This is a genomic window from Herbaspirillum sp. NPDC101396 (assembly GCF_044767365.1).
GTDB lineage: Bacteria > Pseudomonadota > Gammaproteobacteria > Burkholderiales > Burkholderiaceae_D > Herbaspirillum.
In genome coordinates this window covers 16,597-36,892 of sequence record NZ_JBIWNT010000007.1, presented here as the reverse complement: position 1 = coordinate 36,892, position 20,296 = coordinate 16,597, and the positions used below count along the sequence as shown (strand labels likewise).

Here is a 20,296-nt window from a genome sequence, read left to right as displayed (position 1 = left end):
ATATGATTGCGGGCTTTCCTCTTCCCACACTCGTCTTGACGCCGAGGTGGGCGATTTGTTAATCAGTCCATAAAGGAGTCTACATGCGTCATTATGAAATCGTATTTATCGTCCATCCGGACCAAAGCGAGCAAGTTCCAGCGATGATCGAGCGTTACAAAGGCATCGTTACTGCACGCGGCGGCAAGATTCACCGTGTCGAAGATTGGGGCCGCCGTCAATTGGCGTACCAAATCCAAAAACTGGCAAAAGCACACTATGTTTGCCTGAATATCGAAGTTGACGGCGAAACTCTGGCCGAAATCGAAACCGGCTTCAAGTTCAACGATGCAGTGTTGCGTCACCTGACAGTCAAGATGAAGAAGGCCGAAACCGGTCCTTCGCCAATCCTGAAGGCTGTCCAGAAGGAAGACGCAGTAAAGAGCAATCGCGCAGAAGCACCAGCGGCTTAATTGCTGACATTGCGATAGAAAAGCATCAGGGAGCGTGAATCACTTTCAGTTTGTTGCCACCATCGCCGAGCGTGACGTCATACGTTACACCCCGGCAGGCATCCCGGTAGTGACTGCGAAGTTGCAGCACCAATCGGAGCAGACGGAAGCGGGCATCAAGAGGTTGGTCGAGTTTGAAATCACTGCATTCGCTGCAGGCGAAATTTCAGGTCGGCTTAACCGGGCCGGTCTCGGCGAGATGCTCAAGTTCAGCGGTTTCATGGCGCGCAGGAATCGCAACAGCAAAAGCTTCGTGTTTCACATCGTTGATTTTGAATCTGTAGTTTAGAACCACTCAATTTTAGATATCAGGAGCCGCAAAATGGCATTCGGTAAAAAGTTCGATAAAAGCAAGTTGAAGCAAAAACGCCAACAGCAAAACCCGCTGTTCAAGCGTAAAAAATTCTGCCGTTTCACAGCCGCAGGTGTTGAGCAAGTCGATTACAAAGACGTCGACACTCTGAAGGATTTCGTGCAAGAAAACGGCAAGATCATGCCAGCACGTCTGACCGGCACCAAGGCACACTATCAGCGTCAAGTTGACACAGCGATCAAGCGCGCACGCTACCTCGCGTTGCTGCCATACACAGATCTGCACAACGCGTAATTGACGACGAGATATAGGAGAAAAACATGCAAGTCATTCTGTTGGAAAAAGTCGTTAATCTCGGTGGTCTGGGCGAAGTCGTCCGCGTCAAGGACGGTTACGCACGTAACTTCCTGATCCCGCAACGCATGGCGCGCCGCGCCACAACAGCCGCTATCGCTGAATTCGAAGCGAAGCGCGCCGAGTTGGAAAAAGCCGCCGCTGAAAAGCTGGCAGCAGCACAAGCCCAAGGCGAAAAACTGGCCGGCCTGACAGTCAAGATCACCCAGAAGTCCGGCGTTGACGGTCGTCTGTTCGGTTCCGTGACCAACTTTGACATCGCTGACGCGCTGACAAAGCAAGGTTTCCCGGTCGAAAAGGCGCAAGTTCGTCTGCCACAAGGTCCTCTGAAGATCGTTGGCGATCACGCTGTGTCGGTTGCTCTGCACACCGACGTCGTGGTTGACGTGACTGTTGCTGTTGCGGGCGACCACGCGTAATTCATTACGCCAAGTCGTTCCATCTGTTTTGATAAAGAAGCCGGGTTCGCCTGGCTTTTTTATTTTTCCGGTCCCGTACATCATGCCGGGACCGGTGCAAGTCTGACCGTAGTTTGTAAAACCGCCGGCTAATCTGCCTCCGCACCTGTAGCGACTACTCTTAGCAGGTATAATGCGCGCCATGAACGCATCTCCCGATCCGCAACTAGAATCCCTGCGCGTCCCGCCGCACTCCATCGAAGCCGAACAATCCGTCCTTGGCGGTTTGATGCTTGATAATGCTGCGTGGGATCGTATTGCCGACTTCGTCAGCGCAGAAGATTTTTATCGCTACGATCATCGCATCATCTTCCAGCACATCGTTAAGCTGATCAATGAAAGCAAGCCGGCCGACGTGATCACCGTCTACGAGGCAATGTCCACCAGCGGCAAGGCCGAAGAAGTGGGCGGCCTGAGCTATCTCAACGCGCTGGCGCAAAACACGCCTTCTGCGGCGAATATCCGTCGCTACGCCGAAATCGTGCGCGACCGCGGCATCCTGCGCAAGCTGATCACGGTGTCGGATGAGATTTCAGGCGATGCTTTCCACCCCCAAGGCAAGAACGTCAAGCAGATGCTCGACGAGGCCGAATCCAAGATTTTCGCGATCGCGGAAGAGGGCTCGCGCGGCTCGCAAGGCTTCCTGTCGATTCAGCCGCTGCTGACCCAGGTGGTCGAGCGCATCGACGAACTGTACAACCGCGACAGCACCAGCGACATCACCGGCGTGCCGACCGGCTTCATCGATCTCGACAAGATGACTTCCGGCTTGCAGCCGGGCGATCTGATCATCGTGGCCGGCCGTCCTTCGATGGGTAAAACTGCGTTTTCCATCAACATCGGTGAAAACGTTGCCATCGACAGCGGCCTGCCGGTTGCCGTGTTCTCGATGGAAATGGGCGGCGCCCAGCTGGCCATGCGTATGCTGGGCTCGGTCGGCCGTCTCGACCAGCATCGCCTGCGCACCGGCCGCCTGATCGACGAAGACTGGCCGCGCCTGACGCACGCGATTCAGAAGATGAACGACGCGCAGTTCTACATCGATGAAACACCGGCCTTGAGTCCAATCGAATTGCGCGCGCGCTCGCGTCGCCTGGCGCGCCAATGCGGCAAGCTCGGTCTGATCATCATCGACTACTTGCAACTGATGTCAGGCAACGGCGGCGGCAACAGCGGCGAAAACCGCGCCTCTGAAATTTCCGAAATTTCGCGGAGCCTGAAGGGCCTTGCCAAGGAACTCAATTGCCCGGTGATCGCCTTGTCGCAGCTGAACCGCGCGCTGGAGCAACGTCCCAACAAGCGTCCCGTGATGTCCGACTTGCGCGAATCCGGCGCCATCGAGCAGGATGCCGACGTGATTTTGTTCATTTACCGTGACGAAGTTTACAATCCCGATTCACCGGACAAAGGCACCGCCGAAATCATCATCGGCAAGCAGCGTAACGGTCCGATCGGCAGTATCCGCCTTGCGTTCCTGGGGCAATTTACCAAGTACGACAACTATGTCGGCAGTCTGGCGTCGCCTTACGGCGGCGACTGACGCGGCGAAGTTCATCGCTCAGCCCCGGGCTGCGCGGACAATGCAGGCCGCCTCCCTGGCGGCTCATGTTGTGTAAGTGAAGCATTAATTATTCATAAGAGAGTGGAACATGTTTGGACGCCTGATGCCCACCGAGGGCAAGTTTTTTGATCTGTTCAACCAGCACGCAGAGCTGGGTGTGAAATGCGCCAAGGAAATGGTCGCATTAATGACCAATTTCGACGACCTGGAAATTCGCGTGCATGCGATCGAGACCCTGGAAAAGCAGGCGGACAAAGTCACTCACAACACCATCGAGCTGTTGCACAAGACCTTTATCACACCACTGGACCGTGATGACATCCATCAACTGATCACCCGCATGGACGACATCCTCGACCTGCTGGAAGATGGCGCGCAAACCATTTCGCTGTATGACATCAAGGCCATCACGCCGGAAGCCAAGCGCCTCGCCGAACTGTGCCTGGCCTGTGCCGAGAAGGTGAAGGCAGCCGTCGGCCTGTTGCACAACATGGATAACTCGCGCCAGATCCTCGCCATCTGCGAAGAGATCGACCGCTTCGAATCGGATGCCGACCATGTCATGCGCGCCGCCATGTCCAAGCTGTTCCGCGATGAGCCTGATGTGCGCAACCTGATCAAGCTGAAAGCCATCTACGAAATCCTGGAAACCGTTACCGATCGTTGCGAAGACGTCGCCAACATCATTGAAGGCATCATCGTCGAAAATGCCTGACCTTCGCCATTGACTGCGCCGGCGCTCGACACTGGCGCCGTCACGGTGCGATGTTGCCGCTGCTTCTCAAGATAACGGTTTATCCATGCATACAGTTCAAATTAGTTTTCACATTCTTGCCTTGCTGATTGTCCTGGCGCTGCTGTTCGATTTCATGAACGGTTTCCACGACGCTGCAAATGCCATTGCGACGGTGGTGTCCACCGGCGTGTTGCGTCCGCAAACGGCGGTGGCGATGGCGGCGTTCTTCAATCTGGCCGCGGTGTTTGTTTTTCATCAACTGCACGTTGCCGCTTCGGTGGGCAAGGGCACGATTGATCCCGCCGTGGTGGACCACGTGGTGGTGTTCGGCGCCTTGATCGGTGCGATTTTCTGGAATCTCGTGACCTGGTACTACGGCATCCCGTCGTCGTCGTCGCATGCCCTGATCGGCGGCCTGGTAGGCGCTGCGGTCGCCAAGGCCGGCACCGGTTCGCTGGTGGCTTCAGGCCTGATCAAGATCGTCATCTTCATCGTGCTGTCGCCGCTGCTGGGCTTCATCCTGGGCTCCATCATGATGTTGCTTGTGTCGTGGATCTTCGTGCGCTCGACGCCGCGCAAGGTTGACGGCTGGTTCCGCCGCGCGCAGTTGGTGTCGGCATCGATGTACAGTCTCGGCCATGGCGGCAATGATGCGCAGAAGACCATCGGTATCATCTGGATGCTGTTGATTGCATCGGGCAATTCCGGAGCCGACAATCCGCCGATGTGGGTGATCATCAGCTGCTATTGCGCGATCAGCCTGGGCACACTGTTTGGCGGCTGGCGCATCGTCAAGACCATGGGCCAAAAGATCACCAAGCTCAAGCCGGTAGGCGGCTTCTGCGCCGAAACAGGTGGTGCGATCACGCTGTTCATCGCCACCGCAATGGGTGTGCCGGTCTCGACCACGCACACCATCACCGGCGCGATCGTCGGTGTCGGCGCATCGCACAAGATGTCGGCGGTGCGCTGGGGCGTTGCGGGCAATATCGTATGGGCCTGGATCTTCACGATTCCGGCATCGGCGTTCGTCGCGGCGATCGCCTGGTGGATCGGTATGCACATCCTGTAAGCGGACGTCTCTGCGGACAATAAAAAAGCCACCTCGCGGTGGCTTTTTTATTTGCTGCATGCTTCTGCTCCGATGCTGCCTTACAGGACATCGCTGGCGTGATCCGCCAGACGCGAACGCTCGCCGCGCGCCAGCGTGACGTGGCCGCTGTGCGACCAGCCCTTGAAGCGGTCAACGACGTAGGTCAGGCCGCTGGAACCTTCGGTCAGGTAAGGCGTGTCGATCTGCGCGATGTTGCCGAGGCAGACGATCTTGGTGCCCGGACCTGCACGGGTGACCAGGGTCTTCATCTGTTTCGGCGTCAGGTTCTGCGCTTCGTCGATGATCAGGAATTTGTTGACGAAGGTGCGACCGCGCATGAAGTTCAGCGACTTGATCTTGATGCGCGAGCGGATCAGGTCTTGCGTTGCCGCACGGCCCCATTCGCCGGCGTCGCCGTCGGACTTGTTCAACACTTCCAGATTGTCGTCGAAAGCGCCCATCCACGGCCCCATCTTCTCTTCTTCAGTACCGGGCAGGAAACCAATATCTTCGCCCACCGGTACGGTGACGCGGGTGACGATGATTTCGTTGTAGTTCTTGGTTTCCAGTACTTGCGCCAGACCGGCCGCCAGGGCGAGCAGGGTCTTGCCGGTACCGGCCTGACCGAGCAGTGTGACGAAATCGCACTCCGGATTCATCAGCAGGTTCAGCGCGAAGTTCTGCTCACGGTTGCGCGCCGTGATGCCCCACACGCTGTTCTTGGTGTGACCGTAGTCGCGCAGCGTCTGCAGGACCGCAGTCTTGCCGTTGATCTGCGTGACCTGGCCGTAGAAGGCCGGTTCGCCGTTCTTCGGTTCGATGAAGACGAACTGGTTCATCAGCATGGAAGGTACGTGCGGACCGGTCACGCGATAATAGGTGTAGCTGGTGCCGTGCTTGTTTTCCTGCCACGACTCCATGCCCTTGCCGTGCTTGTTCCAGAAGTCGTCCGGCAGTTGCTGGATGCCCGAATACAGCAGGTCGGTATCTTCCAGCACATGGTCGTTGAAGTAATCTTCCGCCGGCAAACCGATGGCGCGCGCCTTGATGCGCATGTTGATGTCTTTCGACACCAGCACGACCGGACGGTCCGGGTATTGCTGGTCAAGCGCACGCACCACGCCGAGAATCTGATTGTCGGCCTTGCCTTCTGGCAGGCCATCGGGCAGCTTGGCGTTCTGCAACTTGGTCTGGAAGAACAGGCGGCCCTTGGCGTCCTTGTTGCCCAGCTTGGACAGCGGGATGCCGAGGTCGATGGCGTCTTCAGCGATATCGCTGACCAGCGCATCAAGCGAGCGTGAAATCTGGCGTGCGTTGCGGGCGACTTCCGACATGCCCTTCTTGTGGTTGTCGAGTTCTTCCAGCGTGATCATCGGCAGATAGATATCGTGTTCCTCGAAGCGGAACAGCGAGGTCGGATCATGCATGAGCACATTGGTGTCGAGTACGAACAGTTTCGACACGCCGAGCTTGTCGGCAATGCGACTGGTGGTTGACTTGGCGCGCGATTCCAGCACTTTGGGTGTGGCCGCACGCGGTTTCTCGGCCTGGCTCTTGCCGGTGATCTTGGCTTGCGGCTGCTGCGCCGCCTTGGCAACTGGAGCAGCAATGGAGGCAACCGGGGCAATCGGTGCAGCAGGTTCTACCAATGCGATATGGGGTTTGACGGTTTTACCGCGTTCGGCCTTCGGATAATCTTTGGGCGCCAATAAGGCAGCTGGTTTACTCGGCAGTTTGGGCAGGGGCATCAGAACCTCGGTAGTGAAGGGAAGAAAAATGCCGCTTTGTCAGAGCGTACAGGTCTTGCTGGAGGTGCAACAACGAACGACTGCCGCTAATAAAACCCTTCTTGGTACAGGCATGCGTCGCCGACGGACGCAGGAAAAGAGGAAGGAGGGCTTGATTAGTGGAAGAGGGGAAGGCGGCGGACAAGGCAATGCTGCGCGTACCGTCGGTACAGGTGTAGCGTGTTGCCGGTGCTTTCTCCGCAGCGCAAATTCGCAAAGTAAAAAAGCCGTTTTGGCAGGTTCGGGACCTGATCCAAAAACGGCTTCCAAAAAACGGTTTTCTATTTGAATTCAAAGGCTTATCTAAATTGACCGCAACTTTCGGCTGGCGGCTGCAACATGACTCTTGAGATCGATCTTGCTGCCGCTCGGGAAAACGTATGTCGTCGTGGGACTAACGTTTCTTAAGCAATTGTCTTCACAAAACTGAGCACCTCGTCGACATGCGATGGCACTTTTACTCCACGCCATTCTTTCACCAATGTGCCCGATCCGTCAATCACAAACGTACTGCGTTCGACGCCGCGGACTTTCTTGCCATACATGTTCTTCATTTTCATGACGTCGAACATGATGCACAGCGTTTCGTCAGGATCGGAAATCAGTTCAAAGGGCATGTCCAGCTTGGCCTTGAAACCTTCGTGCGACTTCAGGCTATCGCGGCTGATGCCGAAGATTTCCGTATTGTGCTTCTGGAATTCCGGATAGCTTTCGCGGAACTGGATGCCCTCGGTGGTACAGCCCGGCGTATTGTCTTTTGGATAAAAGTACAGCACCAGCTTCTTGCCTTTGTAATCCGACAGCGAGAAGGTTTTGCCGCTGGTCATCGCAGCGGAAAATTCCGGCACGGTCTTGTTCAGTATGGATGGTGTGTCGTCAGTCAAAATGGCGTCCCGAGGTAAGTGTTGGTGTTGTGTCGTCGAGAATCGTGCGATGTCGCGTGTCTGTCTTGCGCATGTCGCTTATGCGGCCTGCAGAATCATGTCGCCGGAACGTCCCGGCAACTCGCCCCATGCGATAGGCAGAATCGGCAGGACATCGTATTTCACGGTCTGGTAGTACTCGCCCATCGACACCAGATCGTAGCCTTGGGCGCGCCAGCCGAGCAGCAATTGCTCAAAGATGGGGGCAAGTTTCTGCCCTTCAAGCTCAGCATGCAAGGTAAAGACATGGTCGCGACGTTGTTCGGTCAGTCGCAACAGCATAGCGGCGACATTTGACGTATCCATGACAACGCCGTTGATGGTGCGGCCGAGCAGCTCGTCGAGCGTCGGCAGCGTGGTCGGCAATTGCACGCACGACAAAGGCTTGCCTCCGGAAGCGAGGCGATGCGGACCGGCGTCGAGATCCTGCAGCGAACCGTCTTCGTTGAGCAGCGCGCGACCGTCCGAGGAATAGGCGATGCCGAACTCATCGAGCTGGGCAAAGGCGTAGTCGTTCATTTGCCAGCCGGCGGCGCCGTGCGTCACCGGCGTATGGCCGAAGATGTCGTGGAAGCGCGCATAAGAACGCTGCATGGTCTCGCGCGTCCAGGCCGCATCGCGCGTGCGCACGTGGTCTTGCCAGACGCGGTGATCCCAGGTGTGGATGCCGCATTCGAAGCCGGCGTCGCGCACCGCGCGCATGTAGTTTGCACAGGTCTTGCCGATGTCCGGCGCCGGCAGCAGCGTGCCGTACATCAGCGTTTTGATGCCGTAGTGTTCGACCACTGACGTGCGAGACACCTTGCTGAAGAAGCCGGGGCGGAATACTTGCTTGAGCGCCCAGCCGGTGTGATCGGGCCCGAGCGAAAACAGGAAGGTCGCATTGGCGTCATGACGCAGCAGTTGGCGGACCAGATTGGGCACGCCTTCGCGGGTGCCGCGATAGGTGTCGGCGTCGATTTTGAGAGTGATCTGGGGCAAGGTTGCTTGCTTTCTTGAGGGGAGGGCGGTGGCGTCAACGGTCATGCTGCTGCGACGGCGACGCGCGCGATCCGGTTGCCTGATGACCAAATTGTGGCACGAAAGGCGCGACGAATAAACCCATTTTGAGGATTCATTCGTATTTTCCTGAGCGTTTCCGTGACGAGGCGATTGCCGATATGCTTATTCCAGCACAAAAAAAATCCGCCCGAGGGCGGATTGGTTTGGTGCGCCTGACGATGATCAGTCAACCAGTGCGCGGGCCTCCGCAACCTGGCCGCGATACGCGTCAAAAATATTGCGCAGCGTGTCGGCCATGGTGAAGGTCGGCTTCCAGTTCAGCTCTTCACAGGTGTTGGTGATCTTCGGCACGCGGTTCTGCACGTCCTGATAACCCTTGCCGTAGTAGGCGGTGGACGTGGTCTCCACCAGTTTGACCTGCTTGGCCGAATCGGCGTATTCCGGATACTCGGTGGCCAGCTTCAACATCATGTCGGCCAGATCCTTGATCGAGTAGTTGTTGGTCGGGTTGCCGATGTTGTAGATTTTGCCGGTGGCGATGCCGCCTTCGTTGGCGATGATTTTCATCAGCGCATCGATGCCGTCGTCGATGTAGGTGAAGGCGCGTTTTTGCTGGCCACCGTCGACCAGCGAGATGTTTTCACCGCGCACGATGTGACCGAAGAACTGAGTCACGACGCGTGAGCTGCCTTCTTTCGGTGTATGGATCGAATCCAGACCGGCGCCGATCCAGTTGAACGGACGGAACAGCGTGAAATTCAGGTTGTCTTCCATGCCGTAGCCCCAGATCACGCGATCCATCAGTTGCTTGGAGCAGGAGTAGATCCAGCGCGGCTTGTTGATCGGGCCACAGATCAGTTCGGATTCTTCGGAATCGAATTCGTCGTCATGGCACATGCCATAGACTTCCGAGGTCGACGGGAACACCAGATGCTTGCCGTACTTGGCGGCAGCACGCACGATCGGCAGGTTGGCTTCGAAGTCCAGTTCGAACACGCGCAGCGGCTTGTTGACGTAAGTCGACGGCGTTGCGATGGCGACCAGCGGCAGGATCACGTCGCATTTCTTGACGTGGTACTCGACCCATTCCTTGTTGATGGTGATGTCGCCTTCGAAGAAGTGCATGCGCGACTTGTATTCTTCGTTGTCCAGGATGTCGGTGATGCGATCGGTCATCATGTCCATGCCATAGACGTGCCAGTCAGTGGTTTCCAGGATGCGCTTGGACAGATGGTGGCCGATGAAGCCGTTGACGCCGAGAATGAGGACTTTTTTCATAATAATTGGACGGCTTAGACAGCCATGTATTTCAGATAATTGTTAAGAGAGACGTCCTGATCGTTGATCTGGATGCCCAGGATTTGCAGATAGTTGCCGTCGCCGCAGCGAGCGTAGAGGCGGCCGCCTTCAAAGAACTTGTCTTGCGTGCCGTGCGACCTCTCCAGCGTGGGGCGGGCGGAAGCCGGCACCAATCGCGTTCTCACCAGCGTGATTTTATCACCTGCGATTTCCTCGAAGGCGCCGGGATAGGGTGGCGCGACAGTGCGAACCAGATTATGCACGTATTGGGCAGGCTTTTTCCAGTCGATCCGGCCGTCTTCCGGCTTGCGGCCGCCGAAGTAGCTACCCTTGGTGAGGTCGTTGGGCAGCTTTGGCGTTCGTCCGGCCAGCATCAGCGGCAGCACTCGCCACAGGGTTTGCTCGGCGGCAACCACGACCTTGCCGAAAACCTCGAAAGCGGTGTCGTCAGGCAGGATCGGTACGGCAGTTTGCGCGACGATGGCGCCGGCATCCGGCTTGGCGGCCATTTCATGCAGTGTGGCGCCGGTTTCGGTTTCGCCGTGCAGCACCGCCCAGTTGATCGGCACGCGGCCACGGTACTTCGGCAGCAGCGAGCCATGCATGTTGTAGGCGCCGTGCTTGGCCAGCGCCAGCAGGTTGACCGGCAGCATGTGGCGATAATAGAAACTGAAGATGAAGTCCGGCTGTGCAGCCTGTACCTGCGTGAGCAGTTGCGGCGACTTCGGATCTTCCGGCGTGATGTACGGGATGCCGTATTCGCGGCAAACGCCGGCGACCGAACTGAACCAGATGTTTTCGGTGGCGCTGTCTTCGTGCGTCACCACCAGCGCCACCTTCACACCGCGCGCCAGCAGCACTTTCAGGCAGCGTACGCCGACGTCGTGATAGGCAAAGACGACTGCGTTCATGAGCTCTGCTTATCCTGCTCGTAAGACTGTTCGAGCACGGCCTGGACCACATAACGTGGACGTGCGCGCACCTGCAGGTAGATGCGGCCGATGTATTCGCCCAGCAAACCGATGCCGAACAGGATCACGCCGATCAGGAAGAAGGTGATCGCAAACAGTGTGAAGACGCCTTGCACTTCGGCGCCGAGGATGAAGCGGCGGATCACCATCAGGATGAACAGTGCCGCCGAGGCGAACGACAGGCCGATGCCGAGCAGCGAAAAGAATTGCAGCGGCACCAGCGAGAAGCCGGTGACCAGGTCGAAATTCAGGCGGATCAGGCTATACAGCGAATACTTCGATTCGCCGGCCGCGCGTTCTTCATGCTCGACGATGATCTCCGTCGGTTTGCGTGCAAAGGTGTACGCCAGCGCCGGTACGAAGGTATTGACTTCGCGGCATTGGTTGATCAGGTCGATGACGTTGCGGCCGTAGGCGCGCAGCATGTTGCCCTGATCGGTCATTTTGATGTGGGTGATCTTTTCACGCAGACGGTTCATGGCCTTGGAGGCCAAGGTGCGCCACGCCGAATCCTGGCGCTGGCGGCGGATCGAGCCGACGTAATCGTAGCCCTCGCGAATCTTGGCCACCAGATTGCCGATTTCTTCCGGCGGGTTTTGCAGGTCGGCGTCAAGCGTGATGACGATGTCGCCACGAGTGGCGTCGAACCCGGCCAGGATCGCCATGTGCTGGCCGTAATTGCCGTTGAACAGCACCACGCGGGTAACGTCCGGACGCAGGCGATACTGATCGGCCAGGATGGCGGCCGACTTGTCGCGGCTGCCGTCGTTGACGTAAATGATTTCGTAGGGCATGCCAAGGGCGTCCAGCGCCGGGTAGAGGCGGTCGAACAGTTTGGCGAGGCCGGATTCCTCGTTATAGACGGGAATGACGACGGAAATTTCTGGTTTCATCAAAGCCTGGAATGAAAAATTGCTGTACTGAAAGCGTTACTGTAAACCATGCAATGCAAGCCGCATACCATGCGCCGACTCGCGGCCGGTAAGGGCAATCATGCCGCCGGAGTTGCCTGGCGGACATGGATGCACCCGGTCAACTTATGCGAGCACGGATTTTACCGCGCCGACTGCGCGCTCGACATCTTCTTTACTCATTGCAGTAAACATCGGCAGCGACACGATCAGGCGACCGACGCGCTCGGCGATCGGGAACATGCCTTCGCGGAAGCCGCGGTCGCGGTACAGCTTGAGCAGGTGGATAGGCGGGTAGTGATAGCCGATGCCGATCTGGCGCTCCATCATCTTTTCCATGAAAGCGGCGCGCGTGATGCGCTCGGGCAAGACCAGCTGGAACATGTGCCAGTTTGAGTTTTCAAAGTCGGCCACCGGCAATTGGGCGCCGCTTTGTGCTTCGAAATCAGGGCCGAATACCTCGAAGTAATGCTTCGCCAGGCTGCGGCGCTTTTCGGTGATCGCGTCGATATGGGCAAACTGGCCCAGGCCGATCGCGGCCGCGATGTCGGTCATGTTGAACTTGCCGCCCAGCACGTCGACTTCGAGGCCGTCGAAGCCGCTGCGGGTGACGCCTTGCAGGCGGTATTTTTCCGCCAGGCGCGCTTCGTCGGCATTGTTGACGACCAGGCAACCGCCTTCGGAGCTCGTCACGTTCTTGTTGGCCTGGAAGCTGAACGAGACAAAGTCGCCGAACGCGCCGATACGTTTGCCTTTCCAGGTAGAACCGAGCGCCTGGGCGGCGTCTTCGATCACGCGCAGGTTGTGCTTTTTGGCGATCGCGTACAGGCGGTCCATGTCGACCGGCAGGCCCGACAGGTAGACCGGGATCACGGCCTTGGTGCGCGGCGTGATGGCGGCTTCGAGTTTGTCGAGGTCGATGTTGCGGGTGATTGGGTCGATGTCGGCGAAGACAGGCGTGGCGCCGGTTTCGATGATGACATTGGCGGTGGCGACCCAGGAAATCGGCGTCGTGATGACTTCATCGCCGGCGCCGATGCCGGCGATGCGCAGCGCGATTTCCATGGTGCAGGTGCCGGAATTGAAGGTGCGCACGATGCGGCCGTCCAGATAGTCGGACAGGGCCTTCTCAAATGCCTGGACCTTGGGGCCGCTGGTGATCCAGCCGGAACGCAGAACGTCGGCGACGGCGGCGATGGTGGGTTCGTCTATGGTTGGTTTGGAGAACGGCAGGAATGGCTGAGTCATGGGTTGCTCGCAATAATCTGGGGTAGTGAATTCAGTCGGCTGCACCGGCGATCATATCGCCTGCACGCAAGCCGCATATTGTAAATCAGCCAAGTCGGTGCATTCGGCTTGTTATCAGCTTCTTGTCAGCAGGATAACGCCGACGATGATCACGCCGATGGCCAGCAGGCGCTGCGCCGATACCACTTCGCCGAGAAAATACCAGGCGCCGACGGCATTGATGATGTAACCCAGCGACAGCAGCGGATAAGCGATCGTCACGTCCACGCGCGACAGGCCGATGATCCATACGCCGACAGAAATGACATAGCAGGTCAGGCCGCCGATGATTGGCAATTGCGTAGCCAGCTTGATGCCGGTGGAGAACCAGTTCTCCGCCGTCAGATGGATCGCGCCGACGGCATTGGTGCCGGCCTTGAGCAGCAATTGCGCGACGGCGTTGAGGCAGATGCCGACGAAGATGAAGCCGAAGGTGGTGAGGTTCATGGCGCGGCCTTCGGGTTCTTCTCAATGACATCAGGATTGTTCGCCACGATCACACGGCGCGGATCCTGGCCGATCATGCGCATCGGAACGCCGCGTTGCTTCAGGTCGGCATAGACCGAGGGATCGATGATGGCGATATCCTTCTTGCCGGCGGCGTGGTCGGCGACCCATTGCGCCACGAAGGCGTCAATGGTCGGCAGCCAGAGTTGCGGTTCCTGCTTCAGGCCGAATTCCATCTCATCGGCATGGCGCACCAACGTCATCGTACGTTGCAGATAGAAGGGCAGGGCTTGCTCGTAACGGCCGACCAGGTATATCGGGGTTTCCGGCGTCAGTTCAGCCTGCAGCGCGGGAACGTAATCGATACCGGCCGAATAGCGACCCTGCGGATCGTGACCCAACATCAGCAATTGGCCGCTGACAAAGGTCGCTGCCGCCAGGAACACGACTGCCAGGTCTTTTTGCGAGCGGGCAAAACGGATCGCCAGCACCGCACCGACAAAGGCGATGATGGTCGCGGCATAAATCCACGGCACGTGGGCGGTCACCAGCGGCAGCGAGTAAGCATCCTTGGCCAGCGAGGGCACGCGCGGGATGAAGGCCATCGCGATGGCGCAAGGCACGGCGACCACCGAGGCCGACCAGACGATCGCCTTGAACGATGCACGCTCCAGGTAGCTGCCGATCAGCAGCGCCAGCGTCGGGAAGATCGGCAGGATGTAGGACGGCAGCTTCGAGCCGGAAATGCTGAAGAACACGAAGATGAACACTGACCAGATCAGCAGCATCTTGCGCGGCTGGAATTTGCCGTTGGTCAGGCTGTTGAAGCTGCTGCTCCCTTGGTCTTCGCGCAACCCATGCAGCAGGCTTTGCACGAATACGCCCAGCCACGGCAGGATGCCCAGCAGCAAAATCGGGATGAAGTAGTACCACGGACCGGTGCGGCTGTGAATCTTGGTCGTGAAGCGCTGGAAGTGTTCGTGGATAAAGAAGAATTGCGGGAATTCCGGATTTTTCAGCGACACCAGCACGAACCACGGCGTGGTGATGGCGAAAAACAGGACCAGCCCCTTGATCAGATGCAGCCGTTTCCAGATCGCCCAGTCGCGCGAAAAGATCGTGTACAGCACCAGCACCGCGCCCGGCAGCACGATGCCGATCAGTCCCTTGGACAGGACCGCCAGCGCCATGCCGGCCCAGCACAGCAGCATCCAGTTGCGCTGTTCATCGCGATTGGCGTCGTTGCGTTGCGCCAGCAGCAGGGCGCAGACGCTCAGCGTCATCATCCCGGCCAGGCCCATGTCCAGCGAGTTGATGTGACCCATGCCGGCCCAGAAGAAGCTGGAAGCCAGCACCAGGGGGGCGTAGAACGCTACGCGCGCGTTGAACACGCGACGGCCGGTGAAGGCGACAAGGCCGATGCCGAACAGGCCGCACAGGCCGGTCCACAGGCGCGCCTGCCATTCACCGAGACCGAACAGTTCGAAGGTGACGGCATTCATCCAGGTTTGCAGCGGCGGCTTTTCGAAATACTTGATGCCGTTCAGGCGAGTCGTGATCCAGTCCTGGGTCGCGACCATTTCACGCGCCATTTCTGCGTAGCGGCCTTCGTCGGTCGGCACCAGGGTGCGCGCGCCAAGCATGTAGAACCATATCAGCAGGAAGAAGATAAGCAGCGTCCAGACGAACGCTTTGGATTTGTACAAGTCGCGCATCGCGGCGAGGTCCTTAAGCTGGTTTTTGTTCGAGAATCAATGCCAGCGCCACTTTGCGGCCTTCTGCCATGAGAATGTTGTACGTGCGGCAAGCTGCCTGGTTGTCCATGCACTCGACGCCGATGCGGCGCGCGGTCAGGACCGCCGTCAGCTTGGGATGGACAAAACGCTGGCGCGCGCCGGTGCCGAGGATCACGACATCGGGCTGGGTAGCATCGATCTGGTCGAAATGTTCGGCGGTCAATGCGTCGAACGATGTCACCGGCCAGGGCGCCGGCGGGGTTTCCGGCAGTACGATCAGGCTTTGCTCGAAGCGGATCGCATTGAGCTCGACGCCGGTATCGTCGTAGGAGGAAACGGTCTGATATTGCTGGGTTTCTGTGGAATGAAGCTTCATGGCGCGCAGTGCCGAAATGCCGCCGGCGGTGGGTCGGACCGGGCTATTTTCGGCAATAAGGTCTTAAAGTGCTGCATTGTAGCGTTTTCCGGTTCGGGGCTATGTTTTATTCATTGATAAAATGGAAGGCTTTCGGCAAAATGGCCGGTTCCGGCGGCTCCGCCGGGCAAGCCAAGCAAGCGAATCAGGCTCATTCAAAGGATTAGTACCGTGCGACCGATTCAAAAATCGAAAAAACTGGCGGATGTCTGTTACGACATCCGTGGCCCCGTGCTGGAAAAAGCGCGGCAAATGGAAGAAGAAGGCCACAAGATCATCAAGCTGAACATCGGCAACCTGGCCGCCTTCGGTTTCGATGCGCCCGATGAAATCGTGCAGGACATGATCCGCAACATGGGCAACGCCTCCGGCTACACCGACTCCAAGGGCCTGTTCGCGCCGCGCAAGTCGGTCATGCACTACACCCAGCAAAAGAACATCCAGGGCGTCACCATCGACGACATCTACCTCGGCAACGGTGCGTCCGAGCTGATCGTCATGAGCGTCAATGCCTTGCTCAACACCGGCGACGAAGTGCTGGTGCCGTCGCCCGACTATCCATTGTGGACCGCTGCGGTCAGCCTCTCGAGCGGCACGCCGGTGCACTACGTCTGCGACGAGCAGCAAGGCTGGCAACCGGACATCGCCGACATTCGCAAGAAGATCACGCCCAACACCAAGGCGATCGTGGTCATCAATCCGAACAATCCGACCGGCGCGCTTTACTCCACCGAGGTCCTCAAGGAACTGGTCGAGGTCGCGCGCCAGCATCAGCTGATCATTTTCGCCGACGAGATCTACGACAAGGTCCTGTACGACGGCAACACGCATACCTCGCTGGCTTCGCTGGCCGACGACGTGCTGTTCATCACCTTCAACGGCCTGTCCAAGAACTATCGTTCCTGCGGCTACCGCGCCGGTTGGATGGTGGTCTCGGGCGAGAAGAAGCACGCCAAGGATTACATCGAAGGCCTCAACATGCTCGCGTCGATGCGCCTGTGCGCCAATGCGCCGGGTCAGTACGCCATCCAGACTGCGCTGGGCGGCTACCAGAGCATCAACGACCTGGTCGCGCCGACCGGCCGCCTGGCCAAGCAGCGCGACCTCGCGCATAAGCTGCTCACCGACATCCCGGGCGTGACCTGCGTCAAGCCGAAGTCGGCGCTGTACATGTTCCCGCGCCTTGATCCGGAAATCTATCCGATCAAGGACGACCAGGAGTTCGCCTATGAGTTGCTGGCCGAAGAGAAAGTGCTGATCGTCCAGGGCACCGGCTTCAACTGCCCGACGCCGGATCACTTCCGCGTGGTGTTCTTGCCCAACACCGACGACCTGACCGAATCGATGGGCCGCATCGCGCATTTCCTCGAAGGTTATCGTCGGCGTCACGGCACCAACTGAACCCGACATGATTCACCGGCCTGCTCCGCACGTGGCGGGGCAGGCCGGCAATTCCGGTTTTACCGCAGCATCCGTCAGCAATCGTTGTGATTCCTGCCGACGGCTTTTTTTATCAACCACGAAGACAATATGAAATCCATCAAAGTAGGTTTGCTCGGCATCGGCACCGTGGGTTCCGGTACTTTCAATGTATTGAAGCGCAATCAGGAAGAAATTGCGCGGCGCGCAGGGCGCGGCATTGAAATTACCATGGTGGCCGATCTGAACACGGAGCGCGCCACCGAGCTGACCAATGGACAAGTCAAGGTTGTCAACGACGCCAATCTGGTGGTCAATGATCCGGACATCGATATTGTCATCGAGCTCATCGGCGGCTACGGCCTCGCCAAGGACCTGGTCCTGAAGGCGATCGCCAACGGCAAGCACGTGGTCACCGCCAACAAGGCGCTGATCGCCACGCACGGCAACGAGATCTTCAAGGCCGCACAGGAAAAGGGCGTGATGGTCGCATTCGAAGCGGCCGTCGCCGGCGGCATCCCGATCATCAAGGCCTTGCGTGAAGGCCTCACCGCCAACCGCATCCAGTGGATCGCCGGCATCATCAACGGCACTACCAACTTCATCCTGTCCGAAATGCGCGACAAGGGCCTGGACTTCGACGTCGTGCTGAAAGAAGCGCAACGCCTGGGCTACGCCGAAGCGGATCCGACCTTCGACATCGAAGGCGTGGACGCGGCGCACAAGCTGACCATCATGGCTGCGATCGCCTTCGGCATCCCGGTGCAGTTCGACAAGGCGCACGTGGAAGGTATCACCAAGCTGCAAGCGACCGACATCCGTTACGCCGAGCAACTGGGCTATCGCATCAAGCTGCTGGGCATCACGCGCCAGACCGAAAAGGGCATTGAACTGCGCGTCCATCCGACGCTGATCCCGACCGGCCGTCTGATCGCCAATGTCGAAGGCGCGATGAACGCCGTGATGGTGCGCGGCGACGCCGTCGGCGAGACGCTGTACTACGGCAAGGGCGCCGGTTCCGAGCCGACCGCTTCGGCTGTGATCGCCGATCTGGTCGACATCACGCGCCTGGCCACCGCCGATCCGGAGCACCGCGTGCCGTCGCTGGCGTTCCAGCCGAACGCCATGGCCGACACGCCGGTATTGCCGATCCAGGACGTCACCACCAGCTACTACCTGCGCATGCATGTGGCCGACAAGCCGGGCGTGCTGGCCGACGTCACGCGCATCCTGGCGGACTCGTCGATTTCGATCGACGCCATGCTGCAGAAGGAGCCGGCCGAAGGCGAACAGCAGACCGATATCATCATGCTTACGCACCAGACCCAGGAACGCAACATCGAGGCCGCCATTGCCAAGATCGAAGCGCTCACCACGGTCATGGGCAGCGTCATGAAGATCCGCCTGGAAGAACTCAACTAAGCACGTTGCACTTGCATGAAAAGGAGGCTTCGGCCTCCTTTTTCTTTGCTGCATTGCGCCTTCGCTTGTGTCGGGACAATGAAAAAGGGCGCCGAAGGCGCCCTTGTCCGTTGCAGAACCGAAGTCCGCCGAAAATTACTTCTTCGCGGCAGGAATCTCGTAGCCGCACACCAGTTGCAGCATGGCGTCTGCCACCGAATTGGGCGCCGCCTTGGTGAACTGCATGCTCTTCAATGCGTCGGAATGATCGCGCTTGGCGCCTTTAGCGTCGTTTTCCGCGTAGATCACTTCGCGCGTCAGCTTCAGCGTCTGCTCCTTGCAGTTGTACTGGTGCATGTCCTGGTACGATTTCAGGCTTGGAAAGCCGCTGTCATTATTGGGACGCGCTTCCTTGAAATTCCACATGGACCAGGCTTCGCGGATGCCCTTGCTTTCCTTGATCGAGTCGACGTCTATCGCCAATTCAGCCTGGTCGCTGCCGCCGACCGATTGCCAGTTTTCCGCGCGGGCGACGCCGGCGCACAGGAGACCGGGAACGCTCAGCATCAAAATCCATTTTTTCATCATGTGTCCATTTCTATCCGGTGGGGCGCGAGAGCGCTTGGAGTATGCGACGAAAGCCGTGCCTGCATACGCTTCAGGGCTGCCAGCATAACGCGCCGCCGGAGTGCTTACAAGCCTGGTAACGTTTTATTTCACTTCCCTGGACGGACGGAGAAGGGTGAGGGAGGATGGGGGGCGGGAGAATAAAAGCCGGCGCACAAGGGTTTGCACGCCGGTGGAGAAGGTCATTTGAAAATGACGGTCTTTTGCTCTTGTACGGTTTCCTGCTGGCGTTCGATGCGGCGCGAGCTGCGGCTGGAGCCGGCCGGATTGAACTGGGCTTCCATCTCGGCGGCGACGGCATCTCCCAGCGAGCGTGACACTTCCTGCATGACCTTGCTCTTGTTGAGCGAAATCACCGTGCCGGCGGCATTGGCCAGGCGCACGTCGGAGCCTTCACCCATCGCCGAGAACGCTGCCTTGATCTCGTAGGTGCGGGTATTGATCAGCGAAAATTCGCCTACCAGTTCCAGCGCCAGCGAGAACGACACCGCATTCGAACCTTGCACCGGATTGCTTTCCTGGCGGAAGTCGATGTTGTTGATCGTGCCGAACAGCACGTAGTCTGCGCCGGGGTAGTAACCTTTCTTGATGCGGTCGATGATGTCGAACAGCTTCTCGGTGTTTTGCTGGGTCCAGGGTTTGCCCTGCACCAGGCGGTACGATCCCGACTTCAGCAATTCGCCCTTGATGTCGGCGGTGAACTTGCGCAGTTCGCCGCGGCTGATCGTGGTGATGGTGCCGGAGGCGGCGATCACCGAGCTCTCGCCGCGGCTCGATGCGCGTTCCGACATCGAGGCCGAGGACGCAAAGTTGGAGTCACTAGCGCGAGCATTGGCGGAGTAGCTGTTGTTGTGTTTTTCGCGCGCTTCGAAGTATTGGAAATATTCCTTTACCTTCTCTTCGTACGACAAGTCGGTGACGGCGATCTTGGGCAGGTTCTGCGCCTGCGCAAGCGTCGGCGCCGCCAGTGTCAACGCGAACGCCAGCGAAGCCAGCAGCGCGTTGAACATCCGGGATGGCGATGTCGGCATGGGGAAATCCTCTCTCAACCTTGGTGAACGGGAA

At 58.4% G+C, this 20,296-nt stretch carries 21 protein-coding genes; 9 read left to right on the top strand and 12 right to left on the bottom strand.

Annotated features, from left to right (window positions below; translation table 11 throughout):
* The first annotated feature begins 83 nt into the window (after nt 1–83).
* From rpsF to ACIROY_RS22090, 7 genes are all read left to right on the top strand, one after another.
* Nucleotides 84–452, top strand: a complete 369-nt coding sequence (gene rpsF, locus ACIROY_RS22120) for a 30S ribosomal protein S6 (RefSeq protein WP_016833918.1) — start codon at nt 84–86, stop codon at nt 450–452.
* Between the two features lie 34 nt (nt 453–486).
* Entirely contained in the window at nt 487–780 is a 294-nt protein-coding gene (gene priB / locus ACIROY_RS22115; protein ID WP_402344251.1) for a primosomal replication protein N, read from the top strand.
* A gap of 33 nt (nt 781–813) precedes the next feature.
* Complete coding sequence (rpsR, locus tag ACIROY_RS22110; RefSeq protein ID WP_007882558.1) at nt 814–1,098, top strand: 30S ribosomal protein S18; 285 nt, start codon at nt 814–816, stop codon at nt 1,096–1,098.
* Nucleotides 1,099–1,124: 26 nt separating this feature from the next.
* Nucleotides 1,125–1,577 carry a 50S ribosomal protein L9 gene (gene rplI / locus ACIROY_RS22105; protein WP_116435565.1) on the top strand — a complete coding sequence of 151 codons (453 nt, stop codon included), beginning with the start codon at nt 1,125–1,127 and terminating at the stop codon, nt 1,575–1,577.
* A 172-nt stretch (nt 1,578–1,749) separates the two neighbouring features.
* Nucleotides 1,750–3,156 carry a replicative DNA helicase gene (locus ACIROY_RS22100; RefSeq protein ID WP_402278720.1) on the top strand — a complete coding sequence of 469 codons (1,407 nt, stop codon included), beginning with the start codon at nt 1,750–1,752 and terminating at the stop codon, nt 3,154–3,156.
* 109 nt (nt 3,157–3,265) lie between these two features.
* The gene (locus ACIROY_RS22095) at nt 3,266–3,892 is read left to right on the top strand and encodes a DUF47 domain-containing protein (protein WP_016833914.1); all 627 of its coding nucleotides are present in this window, start codon (nt 3,266–3,268) and stop codon (nt 3,890–3,892) included.
* 85 nt (nt 3,893–3,977) lie between these two features.
* Entirely contained in the window at nt 3,978–4,985 is a 1,008-nt protein-coding gene (locus ACIROY_RS22090) for an inorganic phosphate transporter (RefSeq protein ID WP_029363364.1), read from the top strand.
* A gap of 80 nt (nt 4,986–5,065) precedes the next feature.
* On the opposite strand, the gene ACIROY_RS22085 is transcribed toward ACIROY_RS22090, so the two are convergent.
* The 10 genes from ACIROY_RS22085 to ACIROY_RS22040 all read right to left on the bottom strand — a co-directional run bounded on the left by ACIROY_RS22085 (nt 5,066) and on the right by ACIROY_RS22040 (nt 15,745).
* Nucleotides 5,066–6,754: a PhoH family protein gene (locus tag ACIROY_RS22085; RefSeq protein ID WP_402344248.1), complete on the bottom strand. Its 1,689-nt coding sequence runs from the start codon at nt 6,752–6,754 to the stop codon at nt 5,066–5,068.
* A gap of 443 nt (nt 6,755–7,197) precedes the next feature.
* Nucleotides 7,198–7,677: a peroxiredoxin gene (locus tag ACIROY_RS22080; RefSeq protein ID WP_255419432.1), complete on the bottom strand. Its 480-nt coding sequence runs from the start codon at nt 7,675–7,677 to the stop codon at nt 7,198–7,200.
* 78 nt (nt 7,678–7,755) lie between these two features.
* Complete coding sequence (locus ACIROY_RS22075) at nt 7,756–8,697, bottom strand: polysaccharide deacetylase family protein (RefSeq protein WP_402278726.1); 942 nt, start codon at nt 8,695–8,697, stop codon at nt 7,756–7,758.
* Nucleotides 8,698–8,940: 243 nt separating this feature from the next.
* Nucleotides 8,941–9,996 (bottom strand): bifunctional UDP-4-keto-pentose/UDP-xylose synthase, encoded by a 1,056-nt coding sequence (locus ACIROY_RS22070; protein ID WP_402278728.1) that lies wholly within the window; start codon nt 9,994–9,996, stop codon nt 8,941–8,943.
* Nucleotides 9,997–10,010: 14 nt separating this feature from the next.
* Nucleotides 10,011–10,928, bottom strand: a complete 918-nt coding sequence (locus tag ACIROY_RS22065) for a formyltransferase (RefSeq protein WP_402278730.1) — start codon at nt 10,926–10,928, stop codon at nt 10,011–10,013.
* Nucleotides 10,925–11,881 carry a glycosyltransferase gene (locus tag ACIROY_RS22060; protein ID WP_402278732.1) on the bottom strand — a complete coding sequence of 319 codons (957 nt, stop codon included), beginning with the start codon at nt 11,879–11,881 and terminating at the stop codon, nt 10,925–10,927. Before ACIROY_RS22060 ends, ACIROY_RS22065 begins: the two co-directional genes overlap by 4 nt.
* 144 nt (nt 11,882–12,025) lie before the next feature.
* The gene (locus ACIROY_RS22055) at nt 12,026–13,147 is read right to left on the bottom strand and encodes a DegT/DnrJ/EryC1/StrS family aminotransferase (protein ID WP_402278734.1); all 1,122 of its coding nucleotides are present in this window, start codon (nt 13,145–13,147) and stop codon (nt 12,026–12,028) included.
* 114 nt (nt 13,148–13,261) lie between these two features.
* Entirely contained in the window at nt 13,262–13,633 is a 372-nt protein-coding gene (locus ACIROY_RS22050; protein ID WP_053197238.1) for an EamA family transporter, read from the bottom strand.
* A complete protein-coding gene (locus tag ACIROY_RS22045; protein WP_402344245.1) occupies nt 13,630–15,348 on the bottom strand; it encodes a glycosyltransferase family 39 protein in 1,719 nt (572 codons plus the stop codon). The genes ACIROY_RS22050 and ACIROY_RS22045 overlap by 4 nt, the downstream gene beginning before the upstream one ends.
* 13 nt (nt 15,349–15,361) lie before the next feature.
* Entirely contained in the window at nt 15,362–15,745 is a 384-nt protein-coding gene (locus tag ACIROY_RS22040; RefSeq protein WP_402278739.1) for an Mth938-like domain-containing protein, read from the bottom strand.
* 210 nt (nt 15,746–15,955) lie between these two features.
* Between ACIROY_RS22040 and ACIROY_RS22035 the strand changes: the two genes are divergently transcribed.
* Both ACIROY_RS22035 and ACIROY_RS22030 read left to right on the top strand, forming a co-directional pair.
* Nucleotides 15,956–17,185: a pyridoxal phosphate-dependent aminotransferase gene (locus ACIROY_RS22035; RefSeq protein ID WP_402344242.1), complete on the top strand. Its 1,230-nt coding sequence runs from the start codon at nt 15,956–15,958 to the stop codon at nt 17,183–17,185.
* A gap of 129 nt (nt 17,186–17,314) precedes the next feature.
* Complete coding sequence (locus ACIROY_RS22030; protein WP_402278741.1) at nt 17,315–18,625, top strand: homoserine dehydrogenase; 1,311 nt, start codon at nt 17,315–17,317, stop codon at nt 18,623–18,625.
* 135 nt (nt 18,626–18,760) lie between these two features.
* Here the strand turns inward: ACIROY_RS22030 and ACIROY_RS22025 are convergent, their stop codons facing one another.
* Complete coding sequence (locus tag ACIROY_RS22025; protein WP_402278743.1) at nt 18,761–19,189, bottom strand: surface-adhesin E family protein; 429 nt, start codon at nt 19,187–19,189, stop codon at nt 18,761–18,763.
* A 224-nt stretch (nt 19,190–19,413) separates the two neighbouring features.
* Complete coding sequence (locus ACIROY_RS22020; protein ID WP_402344239.1) at nt 19,414–20,262, bottom strand: hypothetical protein; 849 nt, start codon at nt 20,260–20,262, stop codon at nt 19,414–19,416.
* Nucleotides 20,263–20,296 lie beyond the last annotated feature (34 nt).